Annotated in this window: 12 protein-coding genes, 1 tRNA gene and 1 pseudogene; 6 read left to right on the top strand and 8 right to left on the bottom strand. The window is 69.7% G+C overall.

Going from position 1 to position 16,274, the window contains the following annotated elements:
* Window positions 1-130: 130 nt before the first annotated feature.
* The 3 genes from AS97_RS12050 to AS97_RS12040 form a co-directional block, all read right to left on the bottom strand.
* Entirely contained in the window at window positions 131-841 is a 711-nt protein-coding gene (locus AS97_RS12050) for an FAD:protein FMN transferase (RefSeq protein WP_125757527.1), read from the bottom strand.
* A 43-nt stretch (window positions 842-884) separates the two neighbouring features.
* Window positions 885-1,316, bottom strand: a complete 432-nt coding sequence (locus tag AS97_RS12045) for an FMN-binding protein (protein ID WP_210564879.1) — start codon at window positions 1,314-1,316, stop codon at window positions 885-887.
* Window positions 1,317-1,394: 78 nt separating this feature from the next.
* The gene (locus AS97_RS12040; RefSeq protein WP_247204800.1) at window positions 1,395-2,729 is read right to left on the bottom strand and encodes a ferredoxin reductase family protein; all 1,335 of its coding nucleotides are present in this window, start codon (window positions 2,727-2,729) and stop codon (window positions 1,395-1,397) included.
* 358 nt (window positions 2,730-3,087) lie between these two features.
* Between AS97_RS12040 and AS97_RS12035 the strand changes: the two genes are divergently transcribed.
* Entirely contained in the window at window positions 3,088-4,431 is a 1,344-nt protein-coding gene (locus tag AS97_RS12035; RefSeq protein WP_210564877.1) for an endonuclease domain-containing protein, read from the top strand.
* Window positions 4,432-4,857: 426 nt separating this feature from the next.
* Here the strand turns inward: AS97_RS12035 and AS97_RS12030 are convergent, their stop codons facing one another.
* The 3 genes and pseudogenes from AS97_RS12030 to AS97_RS12020 all read right to left on the bottom strand — a co-directional run bounded on the left by AS97_RS12030 (window position 4,858) and on the right by AS97_RS12020 (window position 8,735).
* Window positions 4,858-5,769, bottom strand: coding sequence for a PHB depolymerase family esterase (locus AS97_RS12030; protein ID WP_210564876.1), 912 nt, complete (start codon window positions 5,767-5,769; stop codon window positions 4,858-4,860).
* 134 nt (window positions 5,770-5,903) lie between these two features.
* Window positions 5,904-6,983, bottom strand: a pseudogene (locus AS97_RS12025) (endo-1,4-beta-xylanase); the annotation flags it as partial.
* Between the two features lie 105 nt (window positions 6,984-7,088).
* Entirely contained in the window at window positions 7,089-8,735 is a 1,647-nt protein-coding gene (locus AS97_RS12020) for a glycoside hydrolase 43 family protein (protein WP_247204340.1), read from the bottom strand.
* Window positions 8,736-9,852: 1,117 nt separating this feature from the next.
* On the opposite strand from AS97_RS12020, the gene AS97_RS12015 reads away from it, so the two are divergent.
* Both AS97_RS12015 and AS97_RS47295 read left to right on the top strand, forming a co-directional pair.
* Complete coding sequence (locus AS97_RS12015) at window positions 9,853-11,154, top strand: glycoside hydrolase family 30 beta sandwich domain-containing protein (protein WP_210564874.1); 1,302 nt, start codon at window positions 9,853-9,855, stop codon at window positions 11,152-11,154.
* A gap of 780 nt (window positions 11,155-11,934) precedes the next feature.
* Window positions 11,935-12,084, top strand: a complete 150-nt coding sequence (locus AS97_RS47295) for a hypothetical protein (protein ID WP_236670061.1) — start codon at window positions 11,935-11,937, stop codon at window positions 12,082-12,084.
* Window positions 12,085-12,282: 198 nt separating this feature from the next.
* Here the strand turns inward: AS97_RS47295 and AS97_RS12005 are convergent.
* Window positions 12,283-12,367: transfer RNA gene (locus tag AS97_RS12005), tRNA-Leu, on the bottom strand.
* 233 nt (window positions 12,368-12,600) lie between these two features.
* Between AS97_RS12005 and AS97_RS12000 the strand changes: the two genes are divergently transcribed.
* Window positions 12,601-13,938, top strand: coding sequence for a M20/M25/M40 family metallo-hydrolase (locus AS97_RS12000; protein ID WP_210564872.1), 1,338 nt, complete (start codon window positions 12,601-12,603; stop codon window positions 13,936-13,938).
* Window positions 13,939-14,265: 327 nt separating this feature from the next.
* Window positions 14,266-15,129, top strand: a complete 864-nt coding sequence (locus AS97_RS11995; RefSeq protein WP_210564871.1) for a chaplin — start codon at window positions 14,266-14,268, stop codon at window positions 15,127-15,129.
* A 216-nt stretch (window positions 15,130-15,345) separates the two neighbouring features.
* Here AS97_RS11995 and AS97_RS11990 read toward each other — a convergent pair whose 3' ends face one another.
* Window positions 15,346-15,534 carry a DUF5703 family protein gene (locus tag AS97_RS11990; RefSeq protein WP_014059547.1) on the bottom strand — a complete coding sequence of 63 codons (189 nt, stop codon included), beginning with the start codon at window positions 15,532-15,534 and terminating at the stop codon, window positions 15,346-15,348.
* Window positions 15,535-15,581: 47 nt separating this feature from the next.
* Between AS97_RS11990 and AS97_RS11985 the strand changes: the two genes are divergently transcribed.
* Window positions 15,582-16,265, top strand: coding sequence for a hypothetical protein (locus AS97_RS11985; RefSeq protein ID WP_059148633.1), 684 nt, complete (start codon window positions 15,582-15,584; stop codon window positions 16,263-16,265).
* The last annotated feature ends 9 nt before the right edge of the window (window positions 16,266-16,274 follow it).

Raw genomic sequence — 16,274 nt, 5'->3', positions numbered from 1 at the left:
TGACGGGTCCCATACGCCGATCCGCACCCCCTTGACGCGACCCATACGGGCGCTGCGGCGAGGGGTGGCCGGAACCGATCGTTCTGCTGCCGTGGGGTGGTGCGAGGCGCCATGGGGCGGCGCGGGTGGCTCAGCGAAAGCCCGAGGTGCGCCAGATGTCGCCCGCCGCGGTGATCCCCAGCGCCTCGTGGCCGTCCAGCGCCTCGACCCAGTCACGGGCTCCGGCGCCCATGGCGAACGCGGCCGTGGCGTAGGCGTCGGTCCGGGTGAGGCTGCGGCCGGTCAGCGTGAGGGAGGCCAGGGCGGTGGCGGGCTCGCCGGTGTGCGGGTCCACCACGTGCGCGCCGCGCTCGGCCGTTCCCGAGGTGGCGACGGCCAGATCACGTCCGGTGACCACGGCGGCCAGTTCCCCGGGGCGGGCGGGGTGCGCGATGCCGATCCGCCAGGGCGTGCCGGGGGCGGCTTCGCCGCGCAGTTGGATGTCGCCGCCGCCGTTGACGCAGGTGTTGCGCGTGCCCGCCGCGTACAGCATCCGCGACGCCCGTTCGACCGCCCAGCCCTTGACCAATCCGGACGGGTCGAGCCGGCCGCCGGGGGTGTGGCTGAACCAGCCGCCGGTGGTGTGCGCCACCTCTTCGCACAGCGCGAACACCTCGGCCACCTCGGGCCCGTACCGCTCCGGGACCGGCTCGCCCCGGCCGAGGCGGCTGATCGCGCTGTCGGGACGGTAGGTGGAGAAGACCTCGTCCACGTGGTGCAACCAGGCCACGGCCTCCTCCAGGGCCCGGCGGACGGGCGGGGTGACCGGATCGCGGAGGTCGAAGGAGAACACCGTGCCCATGACGTGCTCGACGTGGCGCGTTCCGCGCGCGGGCGGGCACGCCTCAGACACCGGCCTTGTCCAGTGCGCTCTGCAGCGACCGGGCGTACCCCTCGCTGGTGTAGGTGGCGCCGGAAACGGCGTCGATGTGCGCGCTCTGGGCGCTCAGCGCCTCCTGGGTGAGCCGGGGCACGGCGTCGGCGGCGATCTGCTGGGAGCGGGGGCGGTCGAACGGGGTGCGGAGCGCCTTGACCGTGGTGATCCTGCCGTGGGAGAGCGTGACGGACACCTGGACCGGTCCGTACGAGGTATTGATCACGCTGCCGGTGTACGTGCCGGAGACGCCGCCGTTCGAGGGGGTGCGCCCGGTCGGCGCGGGGGACGGCCGTCCCGACGGCTCGGCCACGGCCGGGGCCGGGTTCTGGTGCGGTTTGAGCGACAGCAGCAGGATCACACCTGCCACGGTCGAGACGGTGGTGACGGCGGCCTTGCGCACGGCGGATCTCCTTCGGACGCGACTTCGGACGCGGCGCGGATCGGACGCGGCGCGGGATCGGATTCAGGCGGATCGGACTCAGAGCGCGAACGACTCGTGGTGGATACGGCGGCGTGGCACTCCTGCCTCGCGCAGGGCGGACAGGGCGGCCTCCGTCATGCCCGGTGGGCCGCACAGGAAGACGTCGCGCTCGGCGAGGTCGGGCACCAGACCGCGCAGTGCCCCGGCGGTCAGCGGTGAGGAGTAGACGGCGGGCTCGTCCACGACGTAATGGACGGCCGCCCCGCGCGCCGCGGCGACGGCGTCTAGCTCGCCGCGCAGCGCCAGGTCCTCGGGGCGCCGGGCCCGGTAGACGAGAGTCACCTCGCCGGGCAGTGTCTCGAAGAGGGTCCGCAGTGGGGTGATCCCGACGCCGCCGCCCAGCAGGAGGGTCTTGCGGGTGCGGCGGCGGCGTGCGGTGAAGCCCCCGTACGGACCCTCGGCGAGTACCCGGGTGCCGGGGCGGAGACGGGCGAGGGCCGCACTGTGCCCGCCGGACGCCTTGACCGTGATCCGCAGGTACGCGGGGTGCGGTGCGGCCGACAGGGAGTAGGGGTTGGCGGCCCACCACATGCCCCGGGTCAGGAACCGCCACCGGAAGAACTGGCCGGGTTCCGCGCGCAGCTCCGCCAGCCCGCTGCCCGACAGGTACACCGATACGACGCCCGGCGCCTCGGGCCGGACCTCGGTGACGTACAGCCGGTGGCGCAGCGCCCTGCGTACCGGGACGGCGAAGCGGTACCAGGCCAGCAGCACCGCCACCCCGATGTAGAGGGCGTACCAGACCAGCTGGGCGGTGCGGTTCCCGGTGAAGTCGGCCCCATTGGAGAGCTGGTGCCCGAAGACCAGGAAGACCGCGAGATAGGTGGCGAAGTGCAGCAGGTGCCAGGTCTCGTAGGGGATGCGGCGGCGCACGGCGCGCGCGGACACGATCGCGGTGACGAGGAACAGCAGGAAGCCGATCGTCCCCTTGAGCAGATCCGGGTAGTGGAGGACCAGAGTGGTGGTCTGGTCCACCACGCCGGTGTGCGACTCCAGCGAGTACCCCCAGATGATCAGCAGGACATGGGCGCAGGCCAGCGAGATCGTGTAGCGACCGCCCAGGGCGTGCCAGCGGGCCAGCCGGTCGGTGCCGATGGCCCGGTCCAGCAGCGGTACGCGTGCCATCAGCAGCAGGAGGATCGCGCAGGCGTAACCGGCGAGCAGCCCGGTGATCCGCCCCGCGCCGGTCAGCCAGCCGGCGGCGCCGACGACCGAGGGGGTGTCGTGCCACCACAGCGCCAGGACGGCGGCGGCCCCGCCCCAGATCACCAGGTGTGCGAGCACCGGGACGGGGCTGGGCGGGCGCGGTGCCGACCGGGACGGGCGGGTCATGGCCGGGACCGTTGGGGTCGTGCTGGTCATGGGAGTCCTCTCGGGCGATTGTGCCCGGCCAGCGTCATCGGCGAAGCTCTGAGGACCCTATGAACGAGGCGGACGCCTTCGGATTCAGAGGAAACTCAGAGGAAGGGGGCGCCTGGGCACGGCGCACCGCGAGGGGTCCTGGACTCATCATGGATACGCGCACCACCGGCCGTTTTCCGCAGCGGCCCGACGGCGCCCGGGTCCGCGTCCTCGTCGTCGACGGCGAGCCCGAACGTGGGTTGCGGGCGGCGGATGCGGCGTGGCGGCGGCCCGGCCGACCGGGGCACGTGGCGCCCGTTGCCGCGTCGCGGGCCGTTAGCCTGTCGGTATGTCGGAGCGTGCCTTGCCCGGTTGTACGGACGGCCTGATCACCCTGGGTGCCGCGGACGCCCTGTGGGTCGAGGTGACGGCCGACAGCGCCGTACCGACGGCCTCTGGGGCCTTCACCCGCTCTCCTGCCCATGCCCGGGTGGGGTACGTCCTGCTCGGCGGCCATGTGGTGCCGACGGTGCGGTCGAGCGGCGGCCAGTGGAGTGTTCCGGAGGCCGAGGTGCGCCGGGCGGCCGCGGAACTGAACGCGGTGGGGATGGATCGGCGGGACCTGGTCCGCATCGGTCCCTTTCGTGCGGCGCCGGGGCAGGAGCACGACCAGGAGACGCCGCTGCGCTGGCGCCGGCGCATCACGGGGGAACTGCGCGAGCTGGGCGGCCCCGAGCGGGCAGCACGACGTGACGTCGGCCGGCCGTACCATCTGGCGGGGATCGACTGGCGACAGATACTCGTGGAGCGGACCCGCGACGGGACACAGCCGACGTGGTGGCTGCCGCGTGCCGTGGTCAGGCTGCTCGACGCGGCCGAGCACGCCGAAACCCGGTGGGCGCACGCCGCGCGGACCCGCCGGGCAGGCACAGCCGCCATCAAGCCGCCCTCCCACCCCCGGCAGGCCCCAGACTCCGGCGGTCCGCGGACGACGAGCACCGAGGGCTCCACCGCCTCACCGCGCCCGTACCACGCGGAGCTGGACGGCCAGCTGTACTCGGTGCTCAGCAGGAAGCCCGGCACCCCCCGCAGGGTGGCCGGGTGGGCGTGCGCCGTCTGCCGCACCGCGCCCGCCACGGTCCTCGACCACTGCCACGAACACGGCTACGTCCGCGCCCCCGTCTGCCAGTCCTGCAACACCCAGGAACGCCCCGACCACCTGTACAGCAACGACATCCGCGTGGCGAACCGCTACACACGCCTCTTCGACACCGGCGCCGACGACTGGCTTCGCCACTGGCACCGCTGCCCCGGCTGCCGCGCACGCACCACCCTGCCCCTGCCACACCTCGCCGCATGGACCGCCCACATCGCCTGCCGATCGCTGCGCCCGACCCACCGCGCCCCCCGCGGACGCCAGCCCTGCGGTGTTCTGCGCGTGTCCTGGACGGGCAGTCAGAACGCGCCCCGCTCCTGCCTGCTCACGGTCGCGGTCGATTTCTGCCCCTCCGGCGAGCACCGTGTCCTGGCGCGAGTCCCCTACCGCGAAGCCGCCGAGCGGTTTCGCCCCTGGTTGGCCGAGACGGCCCCTGCCGTGGCCGCCGCGGCCGGTCCTGACCGCTTGGACGATCTCCCCGCCCAGTTCCGGCCAGTCATCGCGGACACCAGCGGCGAGGGCCTGGCACTGTTCTGAGCGAGCGCCGGGAGACCTGACACCCCGACGTCACCTCGCACCTGCCGGCGAGGCCCACGACCTGATCATGTCCGTCTTCGGCGGCATGTCGAAGGGCGAGCGCGACCGCTGGCGATGGTGTTCATTCCGCTGTTCGGAGCGAAGAGGCCGCTCGATACCGCTCGGTCCATGGGAAAGCCCCTGCGCATCCTCAGACCTCGCTCAGGAGTCTTACCGTGCGCGAGCGCGGACCGGCCCCGCCGCACACCTTGGCGGGGCCGGTCGGAGCCGCGGTGCTCACGGTCGCACGGACCGTCGTCCAGGACGTGCCCATTGCCGGCGCCATGGCCCCAGACCTTGTTGTTCCCGCGGACGTGCGGGCCCGGAGGCGCGGAAGCCTCCGGGCCTTCGGCGTCGGGCGGATCGGCCCGACGCCGGGGTGGTGGCCTAGAACTGGGTGAAGAACTTCCAGATCTCTCCGGGAACCCAGGTCCTGGAGCCGCTGTCGCCGCCGGCCTCGTCCTGGGGAGCGGCGATGTGGCCTTCGTCGAACGCGGCCCACGCGACCGGATGCCCGGCCGAACACCCCGCGTAGGTGGTGACTGTGTGCGTTCGACTGCCCTGTGCCGGCTCGGGCGGGTTCTGTCCGGCGCAGCCGTTGTTCCTGACGAACGTGTCGCGCATGGTCCGTCCGCCGGAGATGCCGAGCACTCCGTCCCTGATGCCGTGCACCCCGAGGTAGGCGATGGGCTGGGTGCCACCGCTGCATCCGCTGAGCTGGCCGCCGGACTGGACCGCGACCGCGCGGAAGACCGTCGGCCGGGCACACGCCAGCGCGTAGGACATGGCACCGCCGTAACTGAATCCCACGGCGAAGCGCCGTGAGGTGTCGACGCAGAGCGCTCCCTCGATCTGGCTGATCATGTTGTCGACGAAGGTCACGTCTTCACCGCCGGCATTGCCCCAGCCGTTGTTGAGACCCTGGGGCGCGACGAAGATGGTGCTGTCGTTCGCCAGCCGCTGGAGCCCGTAGTAGGCCCAGGTGCCCGTTTCCACCGTTCGCCCCGTCGCGACATCGGTGGCGGTGCCGCCCAGCCAGTGGAGCCCGAAGACCAACCGGTAGGAGCGGTTCTGGTCGTAGTTGTCCGGAACCTTCAGGATGTAGCTGCGGTTCTTTCCGTTGCTCTGCAACGTATGCGTACCGCTGGTCAGCGCGGGCGCCTTGCCGCATCCGGCAGATGCCGCGGCGGAGTCACTCGCCGTGAGCGACGTGCTTCCGGTGAAGTCGCCCTGCGCGCCGCCCATGGCCAGGGCGAGGAGCCCCGCGACCATGGCAGGCCACAACCTGGGCCTCAGCATCACACCACTCCTTTTCTCGTTCGGTCAGGGGCATATGTGTGGGTCGCGGGTGTCCGTTTCCGTGCCGAGCCCGGGTGTTTGCGGTGGGTCAGCAGGCCGACGGCTCAGCTCGAGCCTCATCGGAGACCGGACGGCCCTGAGGCGGCCGGAGGGGTCGTACTCCTGGCGGCCGGTGTACCGCCGAGGGCGGTCAGGGTGGCGTTGTACGCGGCCTTCTTGTTGCCGTTGCCGTCGAAGAGCAGTGGCTTGTCCCCGGAGCGCCAGGAGTCGGTGTCGCGGATGCCCCATACGGTGATGCCGGTGCAGCGCGGGACGTTCATGCATGCCTTGACCGTGTTGGTGTACGCGGTGGTGGGCGCCTGGGCGATGTCGAGCTCGGTGATCTGCACGTCCACCCCGAGGGCGGCGAAGCTGGACAGGGTGGTCTGGAAGGAGGCCGGCGGGCCGCCGGTGCCGAAGTGGGACTGGAGGCCGACGCAGTCGATGGGCACCCCGCGCGCCTTGAAGTCGCGCACCATGCGGTAGACGCCCTGGGTCTTGGCGTCGTTCCAGTTCTCGATGTTGTAGTCGTTGTAGCAGAGCTTGGCCGCGGGGTCGGCCGAGCGCGCGGTGCGGAATGCCTCCTCGATGAAGCCGTCGCCCAGCAGGTTCTGGAAGACCGAGGAGCGGTGCTGGCCGCTGCCGCCGTCGGCGAACGCCTCGTTGACCACGTCCCAGGCGTAGATCTTGCCCTTGTAGTGGCCCATCACGCTGTTGATGTGGTTGTTCATCACGCTGCGCAGAGTGTTCGCGTCGCCGATGGAGCTGACCCAGCTGGGCAACTGGGAGTGCCAGACCAGGGTGTGGCCCCGTAGGCGCTGCCCGCGCGAGGTCGCGCGGTTGGCGATCTGGTCGGCCGGGCCGAAGTTGAACGAGCCGCGGGACCGCTCGGTGGTGTCCCACTTCATCTCGTTCTCGGGTGTGACCATGTTGAACTCGCGGTCCAGGATGGTCGAGTACGTCGAGTCGCCGAGCCTGCCCGCGGCCACGGCGGTCCCGAAGTACCGCCCGGACTGGGCCGCCTGTGCGCCCAGGGTGGAAGCCTGGGTGGATGGGGACGCGGTGGCGGGTGCGGCGGTGGCGATCCCGGCCACCGCCATGACGCCTGCGGCGATGAGCCCTAACGTCGAGGTGCGGCGCCGGCCGTGCCGGTCGTGTCGTTCGCGATCGTTCATCTCTCTCCTCACATGGGTGGGAGCGGCCGTTTTGGGAGCGCTCCCAGAATCGGGCGTACGAGTGCGTTCGCGTCCGTGCGCGGACAGTGGCCCAAAGAGGGCCGGTCAGGGGGTGGCGAGTTCGAACCGGGTGACGTTGACCGAGCCGCCGAGTGCCTGGGTGGCGTGGTTGAAGATGGCGTACCGGTAGCCCATGAAGAACCGCCAGTCGTTGCCCATGGTGAACGAGGGCCCGAGACGGAAGAAGTTGGTGCCGTCGGTGCTGTAGGAGAAGGTGCCCGGCCGTCCCGCCCCGGGGCGGATGTCGGCCGTGGCGCGCAGCCAGATGCGGCCGCCCTGGACAGCGGCGCCCGCGAGTTCCGTTCCGGTGCCGGTGGTGTTCCAGTTGCCGTCCATGGTCAGCCCGCTCACCATCGCCACCCGGGTCGCACCGCCGTCCCGTTTCACCCCGATCCACGCGGACGAGTCGCGCAGCAGCGCCAGTCCGGCCCGGTCGCCGTCTCGCATCGCGGAGTGGTCGAGCTGGATGGTGGCGGTTGAGGTGGGCCCCTGGATCCGGTGGGTGAGGGTGTTGCGGGCCCAGTACAGGTCGTTCGTGACCGTCGCGGTGCGCAAGGTCAGGCCGTTGTTCACCGACCACTTGGTGTTGTCCGGGTTGTGGTTCCACTCCCACTGCGGCTTCAGGGTCGTACCGTCGAAGGTGTCGACGCCGGTCAGCGGGGTGACCTGGCGCGGCGGCGCGGGAAGGGCCGGGCTCGGATACGACGCGCCCCACGCGCCGTTGACCAGCTGTACGACGGGCCAGCCGTCGGAGGTCCAGCTGACCGGGGCGAGTACGGGGATCCGGCCGCCGGGGTAGGCGTCCACGAAGGCCATGTAGTACCAGGCGCCGCCGGGAGTCTGTACGAGCCCGCCCTGGTGCGGCACCCCGCCGCCGGAGACCGGTCCGCCCAGGTTGAGCAGGACCTGCCGCATGGTGTACGGGCCGAAGGGGCCGCTGGTGGACTTCAGGATGTACTGGCCGTTGGCGGGGCGGGTGAGGAAGATGTAGTAGTTGCCGTTGATCTTGTAGAACCGGGAGCCCTCCAGGGTCCCCACGCTCGACGGCGTGGTGAACACCTGCTGTGCGCGGACCTGGGTGCGGCCGTCGGCGGAGAGCTGGGCCACGCTGATGGTGGTGTTCCCGTACGACACGTACATGGTGTCATCGCTGTCGATGAGCAAACCCGCGTCGTAATAAGCGTTGTTGATGGTCGTGAGCCTGGTCCAGGGCCCCTCGACGGACGGGGCGGTGTAGATGTACGACCGGGAGAATTCGATGCAGCCGAGCCAGTAGAACGTCCGGTTGCTCGGGCGGTAGGCCAGCGACGACGCCCAGACGCCCTTGACGTAGGCGCGGGAGCCGCTGAGGTCGTACTTGGAGCCGAAGTCCAGCACCGGCACCGAGTGGCCGGCGAACTCCCAGTTCACCAGGTCGTACGAACGGAGAATGGGTGCCCCCGGCGAGTAGTGCATCGTGGAGGCCGAGTAGTAGTAGGCGTTGCCGACGCGGATGATGTCGATGTCCGCGAAGTCCTGCCAGATCACCGGATTCGTGAACTGGGCGGCAGCGGCCGCGGGAGTGACCGCGGCGGACTCGCGGGGCAAGGCGGTGGCGCGGGCGGCGGCGGAGAGGGGCAGGGTCCCTGCCACCAGCCCCGTGGCCGTTGCCAGTGCCTTGCGGCGACTGTGCTCATCATGGAGCCAGGACATGGAGGGTCGCTCTCTCTCGTTGTGGTCGGGGCGGCGGGCATCACATGGGCGCGGGCAGCCCTTCGGCGAGAAACAGAACACCTGGGGAGCGGCGTCCCACCGGGTGCGGATGCATGAGGAAACTCCCTGAGTCGGCTGGGGCACAGCTACCGCGACGCCACCGTGTCCTTGGACCGCGGCACGATGACGCATGAACACATCGCCAGGTACGGCTTTCAGCGGTGGTCTGTGGGGCCGGCACAAACCTGTCCGTCCGACGGGAATTCGATATATCGAACAGTAATCGGATGCTCGGACAAGCATGGATGATAGACGGGCGACGAGAGGCGTCAACACCTCTGGCGCCGAAGAGTCCCACGCATACCGGCCAAGGCCGTACGAGGGCGGGGAAGCCGGAGCGGCACCTGGCTCCCGGCGTGTGGCCGGCGGCCGGTTCTCCGCCTGTCGTTCAGCCGCTGGTGCCGCGGTGCGGGCCGGTGCTTTCGCGGACGCGGAGCCATGCCCGTTGATCACACGGGAGACCGTCCGGTAGGAGACCACCGCTACCCGTGCGACGTCGCGGATGGTCACGGTGGGGCGCCCGCGCTGTCAGGAGTGGTGCGCATCAGCCCGTGTGCCGACCCGCGGAGCGCATCCGACCGGTCACTCACCTGTTCCTGGAAGCAGGGGCGGCGATCACCCAGCGTGGACGCCGGACCTCTGGCCGGGCACATCCGGCCCGGAGAAAACGGCGCTGTGATGGCTCTTGACACTTCGGAATCCGTCACCACAATCATGCGGTGGTGTGACCGTTCACGCATGAGTCGGGCGGCGCAGGACACGAGGTCCTGACGCGCCCGGGGTCGCCGCGCCCCGACGCCCGCTGTTGGATGGTTCCACGGTCGCCAGGGCCAGCGCCGTGAACGCCATCGTGATCAGCGGGTTCCGGGGCAGCGGCTGCTCAGCCCCGGAGCCGAGTGCCAGCGGCGCGCTTCACCGGCCCGTCACGTGGACGAAGCCATAAGCCCGCCGGAACTGACTGCCGAAATTGGGAGCGCTCCCAAAGCGAGAGCGTCCGACGCCGACCGATGAGGACCGGTCCAGTGCGGATCAACTCCAACCTTCAGGAGGAACATCGATGACGCCGCGTCGGAATGAATCCGTGGGCCCCGGGCGGGAATTCCCGAGTCGGAGGTCTGTTCTGGCCACGATGAGCGCCCTGCCGGTCCTCGTGTCCGCGACACCGGCCGCCGGAGCGTCCGCGGCGGTGGCCGCCAACGTGACCATCGACCCGGCGGCGGAGCGGCAGACCATCCGGGGCTTCGGTGGCATGAACCACACGCTCTGGGTCAGTGACCTGACCGCTGCCCAGAGGGACGTGGCCTTCGGCAACGGTGAGGGGCAACTCGGGTTTTCCGTGCTGAGAATCCCCGTACACGAGAACCAGGCGGACTGGAGCCGCGAGGTGGCGACGGCGAAGCGCGCGATCGAGCACGGCGCTACCGTCATCGCGTCGCCGTGGAATCCCCCCGCGCACATGGTGGAGACCTTCGTCCACGGCAGTCAGACCAATGCGAGACGGCTCCGGTACGACATGTACGGCGCTTACGCGCAGCACCTGAACGACTTCGTCACGTACATGAAGAACAACGGGGTGAACCTGTACGCCATCTCGGTGCAGAACGAGCCCGATTACGCGCATGACTGGACATGGTGGACCACGGGCGAGATGGTGCGATTCCTGCGGGAGAACGCCGGCTCGATCGGTACCAAGGTGATCGCGCCGGAGTCCTTCCAGTATGTGAAGAGCTTCTCGGACCCGATCCTCAATGACCCCGGGGCGCTCGCCAACCTGGACATCCTCGGGGCTCATCTCTACGGCACGCCGTACCAGAACTTCCCCTACCCCCTCTTCAAGCAGAAGGGCCGGGGCAAAGAACTCTGGATGACCGAGGTCTACCATCCCAACAGCACCGATTCGGCCGATCTCTGGCCCCAAGCGCTCGACGTGGGAGAACACATTCATCGCGCCCTGGTGGACGCCGAGTTCCAGGCATATGTGTGGTGGTACATCCGGCGTAGCTACGGCCCGATGAGGGAAGACGGGCGCATCAGCAAGCGCGGCGCCAATATGGCGCACTTCTCGAAGTTCGTCCGCCCGGGGTACGTACGGATTGACGCGACCTCCAATCCCCAGTCGAACCTCTACGTCTCGGCCTACAAGGGGGGTAACTCCACAGTGGTCATCGTCGCCATCAACAAGGGGACCTCGCCGGTGAGTCAGTCGTTCACCATGGTGGGTAACGCCTCGTCCAGCGTGTCGTCCTGGTTGACGGATGCGAGCAGGAACCTCGCGCCCGGGGGTGCGATCGACGTGTCGAACGGTTCCTTCACGGGCCAGCTGCCCGCTCGAAGCGTGGCCACCTTCGTGACCGGGTGAGGCAACCCGCCGTCACCCGGTCAACTCCCGCTGGACAGAGCCCGGTCCAGTCGTGCCGTTCAGCCTTCCACCAGGCCGAAACCCGCTCATGGGCCAGAACGAAAGGCCGAGGTCAGCCGCCGCCCGCCCGGCAGGCCACCAGCCAAAGGGGTCCCGTGTTGGTCCAGGACGTCTTGCCTTCACCTGGGATTCCCCCCGTACTGCGGCTGCTCGCCCGGTCCGGCATGGGGTGCGAGGCGGACGGCGGTCCCGACGCGCTCCTCGCCCGGCTGGACAACCCGAAGACCCGCGAGGCGACCGTCGCGGACCGGGCGAAGACCGGACACACCTTCCTGCCCGAAGCCACCGTCATCGCCGCGATGCCACCGGGCCGCTCCTCCTCATGGGCCGGAAGCACGATCCAGGACATCGCCGCCACCACCGGCCGCGACCCAGCCGAGGCATCCCTCGACGTGCCGCGCGCCCACCGGGCTCAAGTCTGGATCGTCAACCACGCCATGTCCGAGGCGGATGTGGACACAGTGCTCCGCCGCCCCTCGAGCGCAGTCGTCAGCGACGGCTGGGAACTGGACTCGACCACCGACGGCCACCCCCACCCCCGTCACTTCGGCACGTTCGCCCGGGTCCTCGCCCGGTACACCCGCGACCGCCAGATCCTTGACCCTCAGGACGCCATCCGCAAGATGAGCGCACTGCCCGCGGCCCGCCTCGGCCTCACTGACCGAGGCACCCCGAGCGAAGGCACGGTCGCCGATCTCGCGGATCTTCGTTCCCCGTACGGTGAGCGACACCGCCACGTACGACGTACCGCTCTCCTACGCCGAGGGCACCCGCCACGTTCTCGTCAACGGCCGCCCGGTGCTGCGCGATGGCACCTTCACCCCACACCGCCCCGGCAAAGTGCTCCGCAAGACGGCCGTGTGGCGGTGATGTCGAAGGGGGTCGGGCGTCTGCGCCGGGACTGCCGACGCCCGCCTGTCACCTCCACTCCCTCTGCACCGCCGCCGCACAGAGGCTTGAAAGATCACCAACAGAGTCACGGCATGGGCACTAAGGCTCACCTGCACCATGAAGAAGCGGGTCGTGACCGTTGAGTCACAACCCGCATCGTCCATGTACGTAAGATCGTGTCCGAGGGGGGACTTGAACCCCCACGCCCGATAAAGGGCACTAGCACCTCAAGCTAGCGCGTCTGCCATTCCGCCACCCGGACCAGGTGTCTGCCGGCCGGCCTGTGGCCGTTCCGACGTGGAAAACCATAGCAAACATCGGGACGTGCTCGATCACAGCCGGCCGGGCCTCCGCGGCAGCGCTGTGTGACGGGGGCGTGACGGCGGTATTGCAGCCTTGGGCTGGGCGGGCGAGCGGAGGAGGATGGGCGGGTGACCCCTGCCGCGGGGGTCCGTACCTGGGCGTCCCGTGGCAGCGCAACGACGAGGAGGCATCGTGAGTGAGTCGCTTTCGGGCGCGACGACGACCGGAACGGTCAGGGGCGAGGACGAGGTGGTCGACCTCTGCCGTGACCTGATCCGGATCGACACCAGTAACTATGGCGACCACTCCGGCCCCGGTGAGCGCGCGGCCGCCGAGTACGTCGCGGAGAAGCTCGCCGAGGTGGGGCTCGAGCCGAAGATCTTCGAGTCGCACAAGGGCAGGGCGTCGACCGTGGCACGGATCGAGGGGGAGGATCCGTCCCGTCCGGCGCTGCTCATCCACGGCCACACCGACGTCGTACCGGCCAACGCCGAGGACTGGACCCACCACCCCTTCTCCGGCGAGATCGTGGACGACTGCGTCTGGGGCCGGGGCGCGGTGGACATGAAGGACATGGACGCGATGACGCTCGCGGTCGTCCGGGACCGGCTGCGCAGCGGCCGCAAGCCCCCGCGCGACATCGTGCTGGCCTTCCTCGCCGATGAGGAGGCGGGCGGGGTCTACGGGGCCAAGCACCTGGTCAACAACCACCCCGACCTCTTCGAGGGCGTGACGGAGGCGATCGGCGAGGTCGGCGGCTTCTCCTTCACCGTCAACGAGGATCTGCGGCTCTATCTGATCGAGACCGCGCAGAAGGGCATGCACTGGATGCGGCTCACGGTGGACGGCACCGCGGGGCACGGCTCGATGACCAACAACGACAACGCCATCACGGAGCTGACCGAAGCGGTCGGGCGGCTCGGGCGGCACAAGTTCCCGGTGCGGGTCACCAAGACCGTACGGTCCTTCCTGGACGAGCTGTCCGATGCGCTCGGTACCCCGCTCGACCCGGAGAACATGGACGATACGCTGGCCAAGCTGGGCGGCATCGCGAAGATCATCGGGGCCACGCTCCAGAACACCGCCGCCCCGACCATGCTCAGCGCCGGCTACAAGGTCAACGTCATTCCGGGTCAGGCCACGGCGCATGTGGACGGGCGCTTCCTGCCGGGGTTCGAGGAGGAGTTCCTGGCCGACCTCGACCGCATCCTCGGCCCACGGGTCAAGCGGGAGGACGTGCACGCGGACAAGGCGCTGGAGACCAACTTCGACGGGGCGCTGGTCGAGGCCATGCAGTCGGCGCTGAAGGCCGAGGACCCGATCGCCCGCGCCGTGCCGTACTGCCTCTCGGGCGGTACGGACGCGAAGTCCTTCGACGACCTCGGCATCCGCTGCTTCGGATTCGCGCCGCTGCGGCTGCCCCCCGAGCTGGACTTCGCCGGGATGTTCCACGGGGTCGACGAGCGGGTGCCGGTGGACGGGCTGAAGTTCGGCGTGCGGGTGCTGGACCGGTTCCTGGACGCCTGCTGAGGGCTGCACCAACGGCCTAATCGATCACACATACCGAAGGAACCAAAAAGGGTGAATGGTGTCGTAGCTTGATAGCTTGATTGCTCCCTCCTCGTTACATGGTGTGTGCGGCCCGTAACCGGGCCGCGGTGCCGACAAGGGGTGGTGCTGTACCCCGCCTTCGGCAACTACCGCATCGATCACGTGACATCGGGTCACGGTCCACCGGGGTGTGAGCCCCGGGCGGTTTCGGAGTGTGTGTGCTCCGGGACGCCCGGGGATGGGGGTGCGGGCGAGATCGCCCGCGCGCACTCCGGCCGGGACGGAAGGCTAGGGGAGCAGACAGTTATGCGACAGGTTGCGAAAAAGGGCCTGATCACCGTAGCCGCGGCGAGCGGCGTTCTCGCCGTGACCGGCGGCTACGCCCAGGCGGCGGGTCCGGGGGCCGACGGTGGCGCCGCGTACTCGCCGGGTGTCGTCTCGGGCAACAACATCCAGGTCCCGGTGCATGTGCCGGTGAATCTGTGCGGAAACACGGTGAGTGTCATCGGCGTCTTCAACGGCGCCGGTGGGGGGCGGTGCGGCGGCGGTTCGGACGACTCGTCCGGCGGTGGCGGTACCCAGGCCGGCGGTCCGCAGGCGCAGGGCAGCGCCAGTGACTCGTCGGGGATCGGTTCCGGCAACAACATCCAGGCCCCGATCGGCGTTCCGGTCAATGTGTGCGGGAACAACATCAGCGCGGTCGGATTCGGCAACACCAGCGACGGCGGGGACTGCGCCGAGACGGTCCCGGCGGTGCCGGAGAACCCGGGTGAGCCGGGTGAGCCGGGCAACCCCGGTAACCCTGGGAATCCGGGCAACCCCGGAAACCCGGGCAATCCTGGCAACCCCGGGAACCCGGGCAACCCCGGTAACCCCGGAAACCCTGGTGAGCCCGGCAACCCTGGCAACCCGGGTGAGCCCGGTAACCCTGGTAACCCCGGCAATCCGGGCAACCCCGGGAACCCCGGAGGCTCGAACCCCGGCGGTGGCTCGGATGACCCCGCTGAGCAGGCGGGAAACCACGGCCTCGACCCGTCCGCCAACCTCGGCGGCAAGGAACAGCTCGCGCACACCGGTGCCGGCCCCGTCGAGCTGGCCATTCCGGCCGCCGCGGGCCTGCTGCTGGCGGGCACGGTGCTCTACCGTCGGGCCCGCGCCGCGCAGCGCTGATCACACATCGCGCTGCCAGGTAGGTGCGAGACGGGTGAGACAGGCGCTGACCGTGCCGTGTGGTGGTCGTCACGCATCACCCGCCGTGCACCGCACACCGTGCACCGCACCTCGCACGCCACGCATCACACACCGGATCTCCTAGCCTGGTGACCGTGGCGTCACTCTCGGCGGGCCCCGCACCAAGCGGGGCCCGCTCCGCCTTGTTCCGGCCCGCTACCAGGTGGCCCGAAGCTGGCGGATGATCCGGCGCCGCAATCGCACTCTGCGGCTGCCGTCGGGGTTGAGTCTGAGGCGATCCAACTCCCAGTGTCCGTACTCGGCATGGTCGGTGAGCAGGCGGGTAGTGGCCTTGCGGGAAACCCCGCGCGGCACATACACATCACAGAATTCGTATTCCGGCATCGCATCTATTGTGCGGGAACTGCCCTGCTACGGATAGCGTCTGCACTATGTCTGATGCTGCGCAGCCATCCGCTGCCGAGGTACGCGCCGCTGCCGAAGCGGTGAAAGCCGCACTGGATCGTCACCTCGACGCTGTCGAACGCCGGTCGGGGGAAGGCGATCCGGCCGTCTACGCCGCGTTCAACGAACTGGCCGCGGCAGCCGAGGTCTACGACGAGCTGCTCTATGACGCCTACGACGAGGTGACGCCCTTCGAGATCCCTGGTGACGACCGCCTCCCCGCCTATGCCGGGCCGGAGGAGCCGAGCGCGCTGAGCGTGCTGATCCGCAGGGACTACGTCGTCGTCGAACCGCAGCGGCTGCTCTCGCAGGCGCAGCGGATCGCTGACCTGGATCCGGACATCGACACAGGGAACGACCGGCAGGGCGGCGGCGCGGCCGCCGGGGAGAGTGTGCACACCGCCTTGGGCGTGATCTTCGGCGAGTTCGAGGCCGATGAGATCGCCTCTCGTCACAAGGAGTTCGGTCTGGAGGAGGGCGACTCCACGCTCTGGGTGGTGGCGGCCGAGGAGCCCCCGGAGCCGGGGGAGTGGCTTTCGGCCCCCTTCGACCAGGCGGATCCGCATATGGTCGTGTGCCGCTTCGACATGAGTTCGGTCTTCGACGAGGAGCTCGAGGACGAAGGGCTCGAGGACGAGGACGAGCTGGAGGTGCTGGAGCCGGGCAGCTGAGCACCGCCG

The organism is Streptomyces sp. AgN23 (assembly GCF_001598115.1).
Taxonomy (GTDB): Bacteria; Actinomycetota; Actinomycetes; order Streptomycetales; family Streptomycetaceae; genus Streptomyces; species Streptomyces antimycoticus.
The sequence above is the reverse complement of the archived record's forward strand: the minus strand, read 5'-3'. Positions and strand labels throughout refer to the sequence as shown.

Excerpts from the sequence above, each read along its gene's own strand:
- AS97_RS11985 (WP_059148633.1), top strand. The coding sequence starts at position 15,582 with ATGTCTGATGCTGCGCAGCCATCCGCTGCCGAGGTACGCGCCGCTGCC.
- AS97_RS12050 (WP_125757527.1), bottom strand. The coding sequence starts at position 841 with ATGGGCACGGTGTTCTCCTTCGACCTCCGCGATCCGGTCACCCCGCCC.
- AS97_RS11995 (WP_210564871.1), top strand. The coding sequence starts at position 14,266 with ATGCGACAGGTTGCGAAAAAGGGCCTGATCACCGTAGCCGCGGCGAGC.
- AS97_RS12020 (WP_247204340.1), bottom strand. The coding sequence starts at position 8,735 with ATGTCCTGGCTCCATGATGAGCACAGTCGCCGCAAGGCACTGGCAACG.
- AS97_RS12040 (WP_247204800.1), bottom strand. The coding sequence starts at position 2,729 with ATGACCCGCCCGTCCCGGTCGGCACCGCGCCCGCCCAGCCCCGTCCCG.
- AS97_RS11990 (WP_014059547.1), bottom strand. The coding sequence starts at position 15,534 with ATGCCGGAATACGAATTCTGTGATGTGTATGTGCCGCGCGGGGTTTCC.
- AS97_RS12035 (WP_210564877.1), top strand. The coding sequence starts at position 3,088 with ATGTCGGAGCGTGCCTTGCCCGGTTGTACGGACGGCCTGATCACCCTG.
- AS97_RS12015 (WP_210564874.1), top strand. The coding sequence starts at position 9,853 with ATGACGCCGCGTCGGAATGAATCCGTGGGCCCCGGGCGGGAATTCCCG.
- AS97_RS12030 (WP_210564876.1), bottom strand. The coding sequence starts at position 5,769 with ATGCTGAGGCCCAGGTTGTGGCCTGCCATGGTCGCGGGGCTCCTCGCC.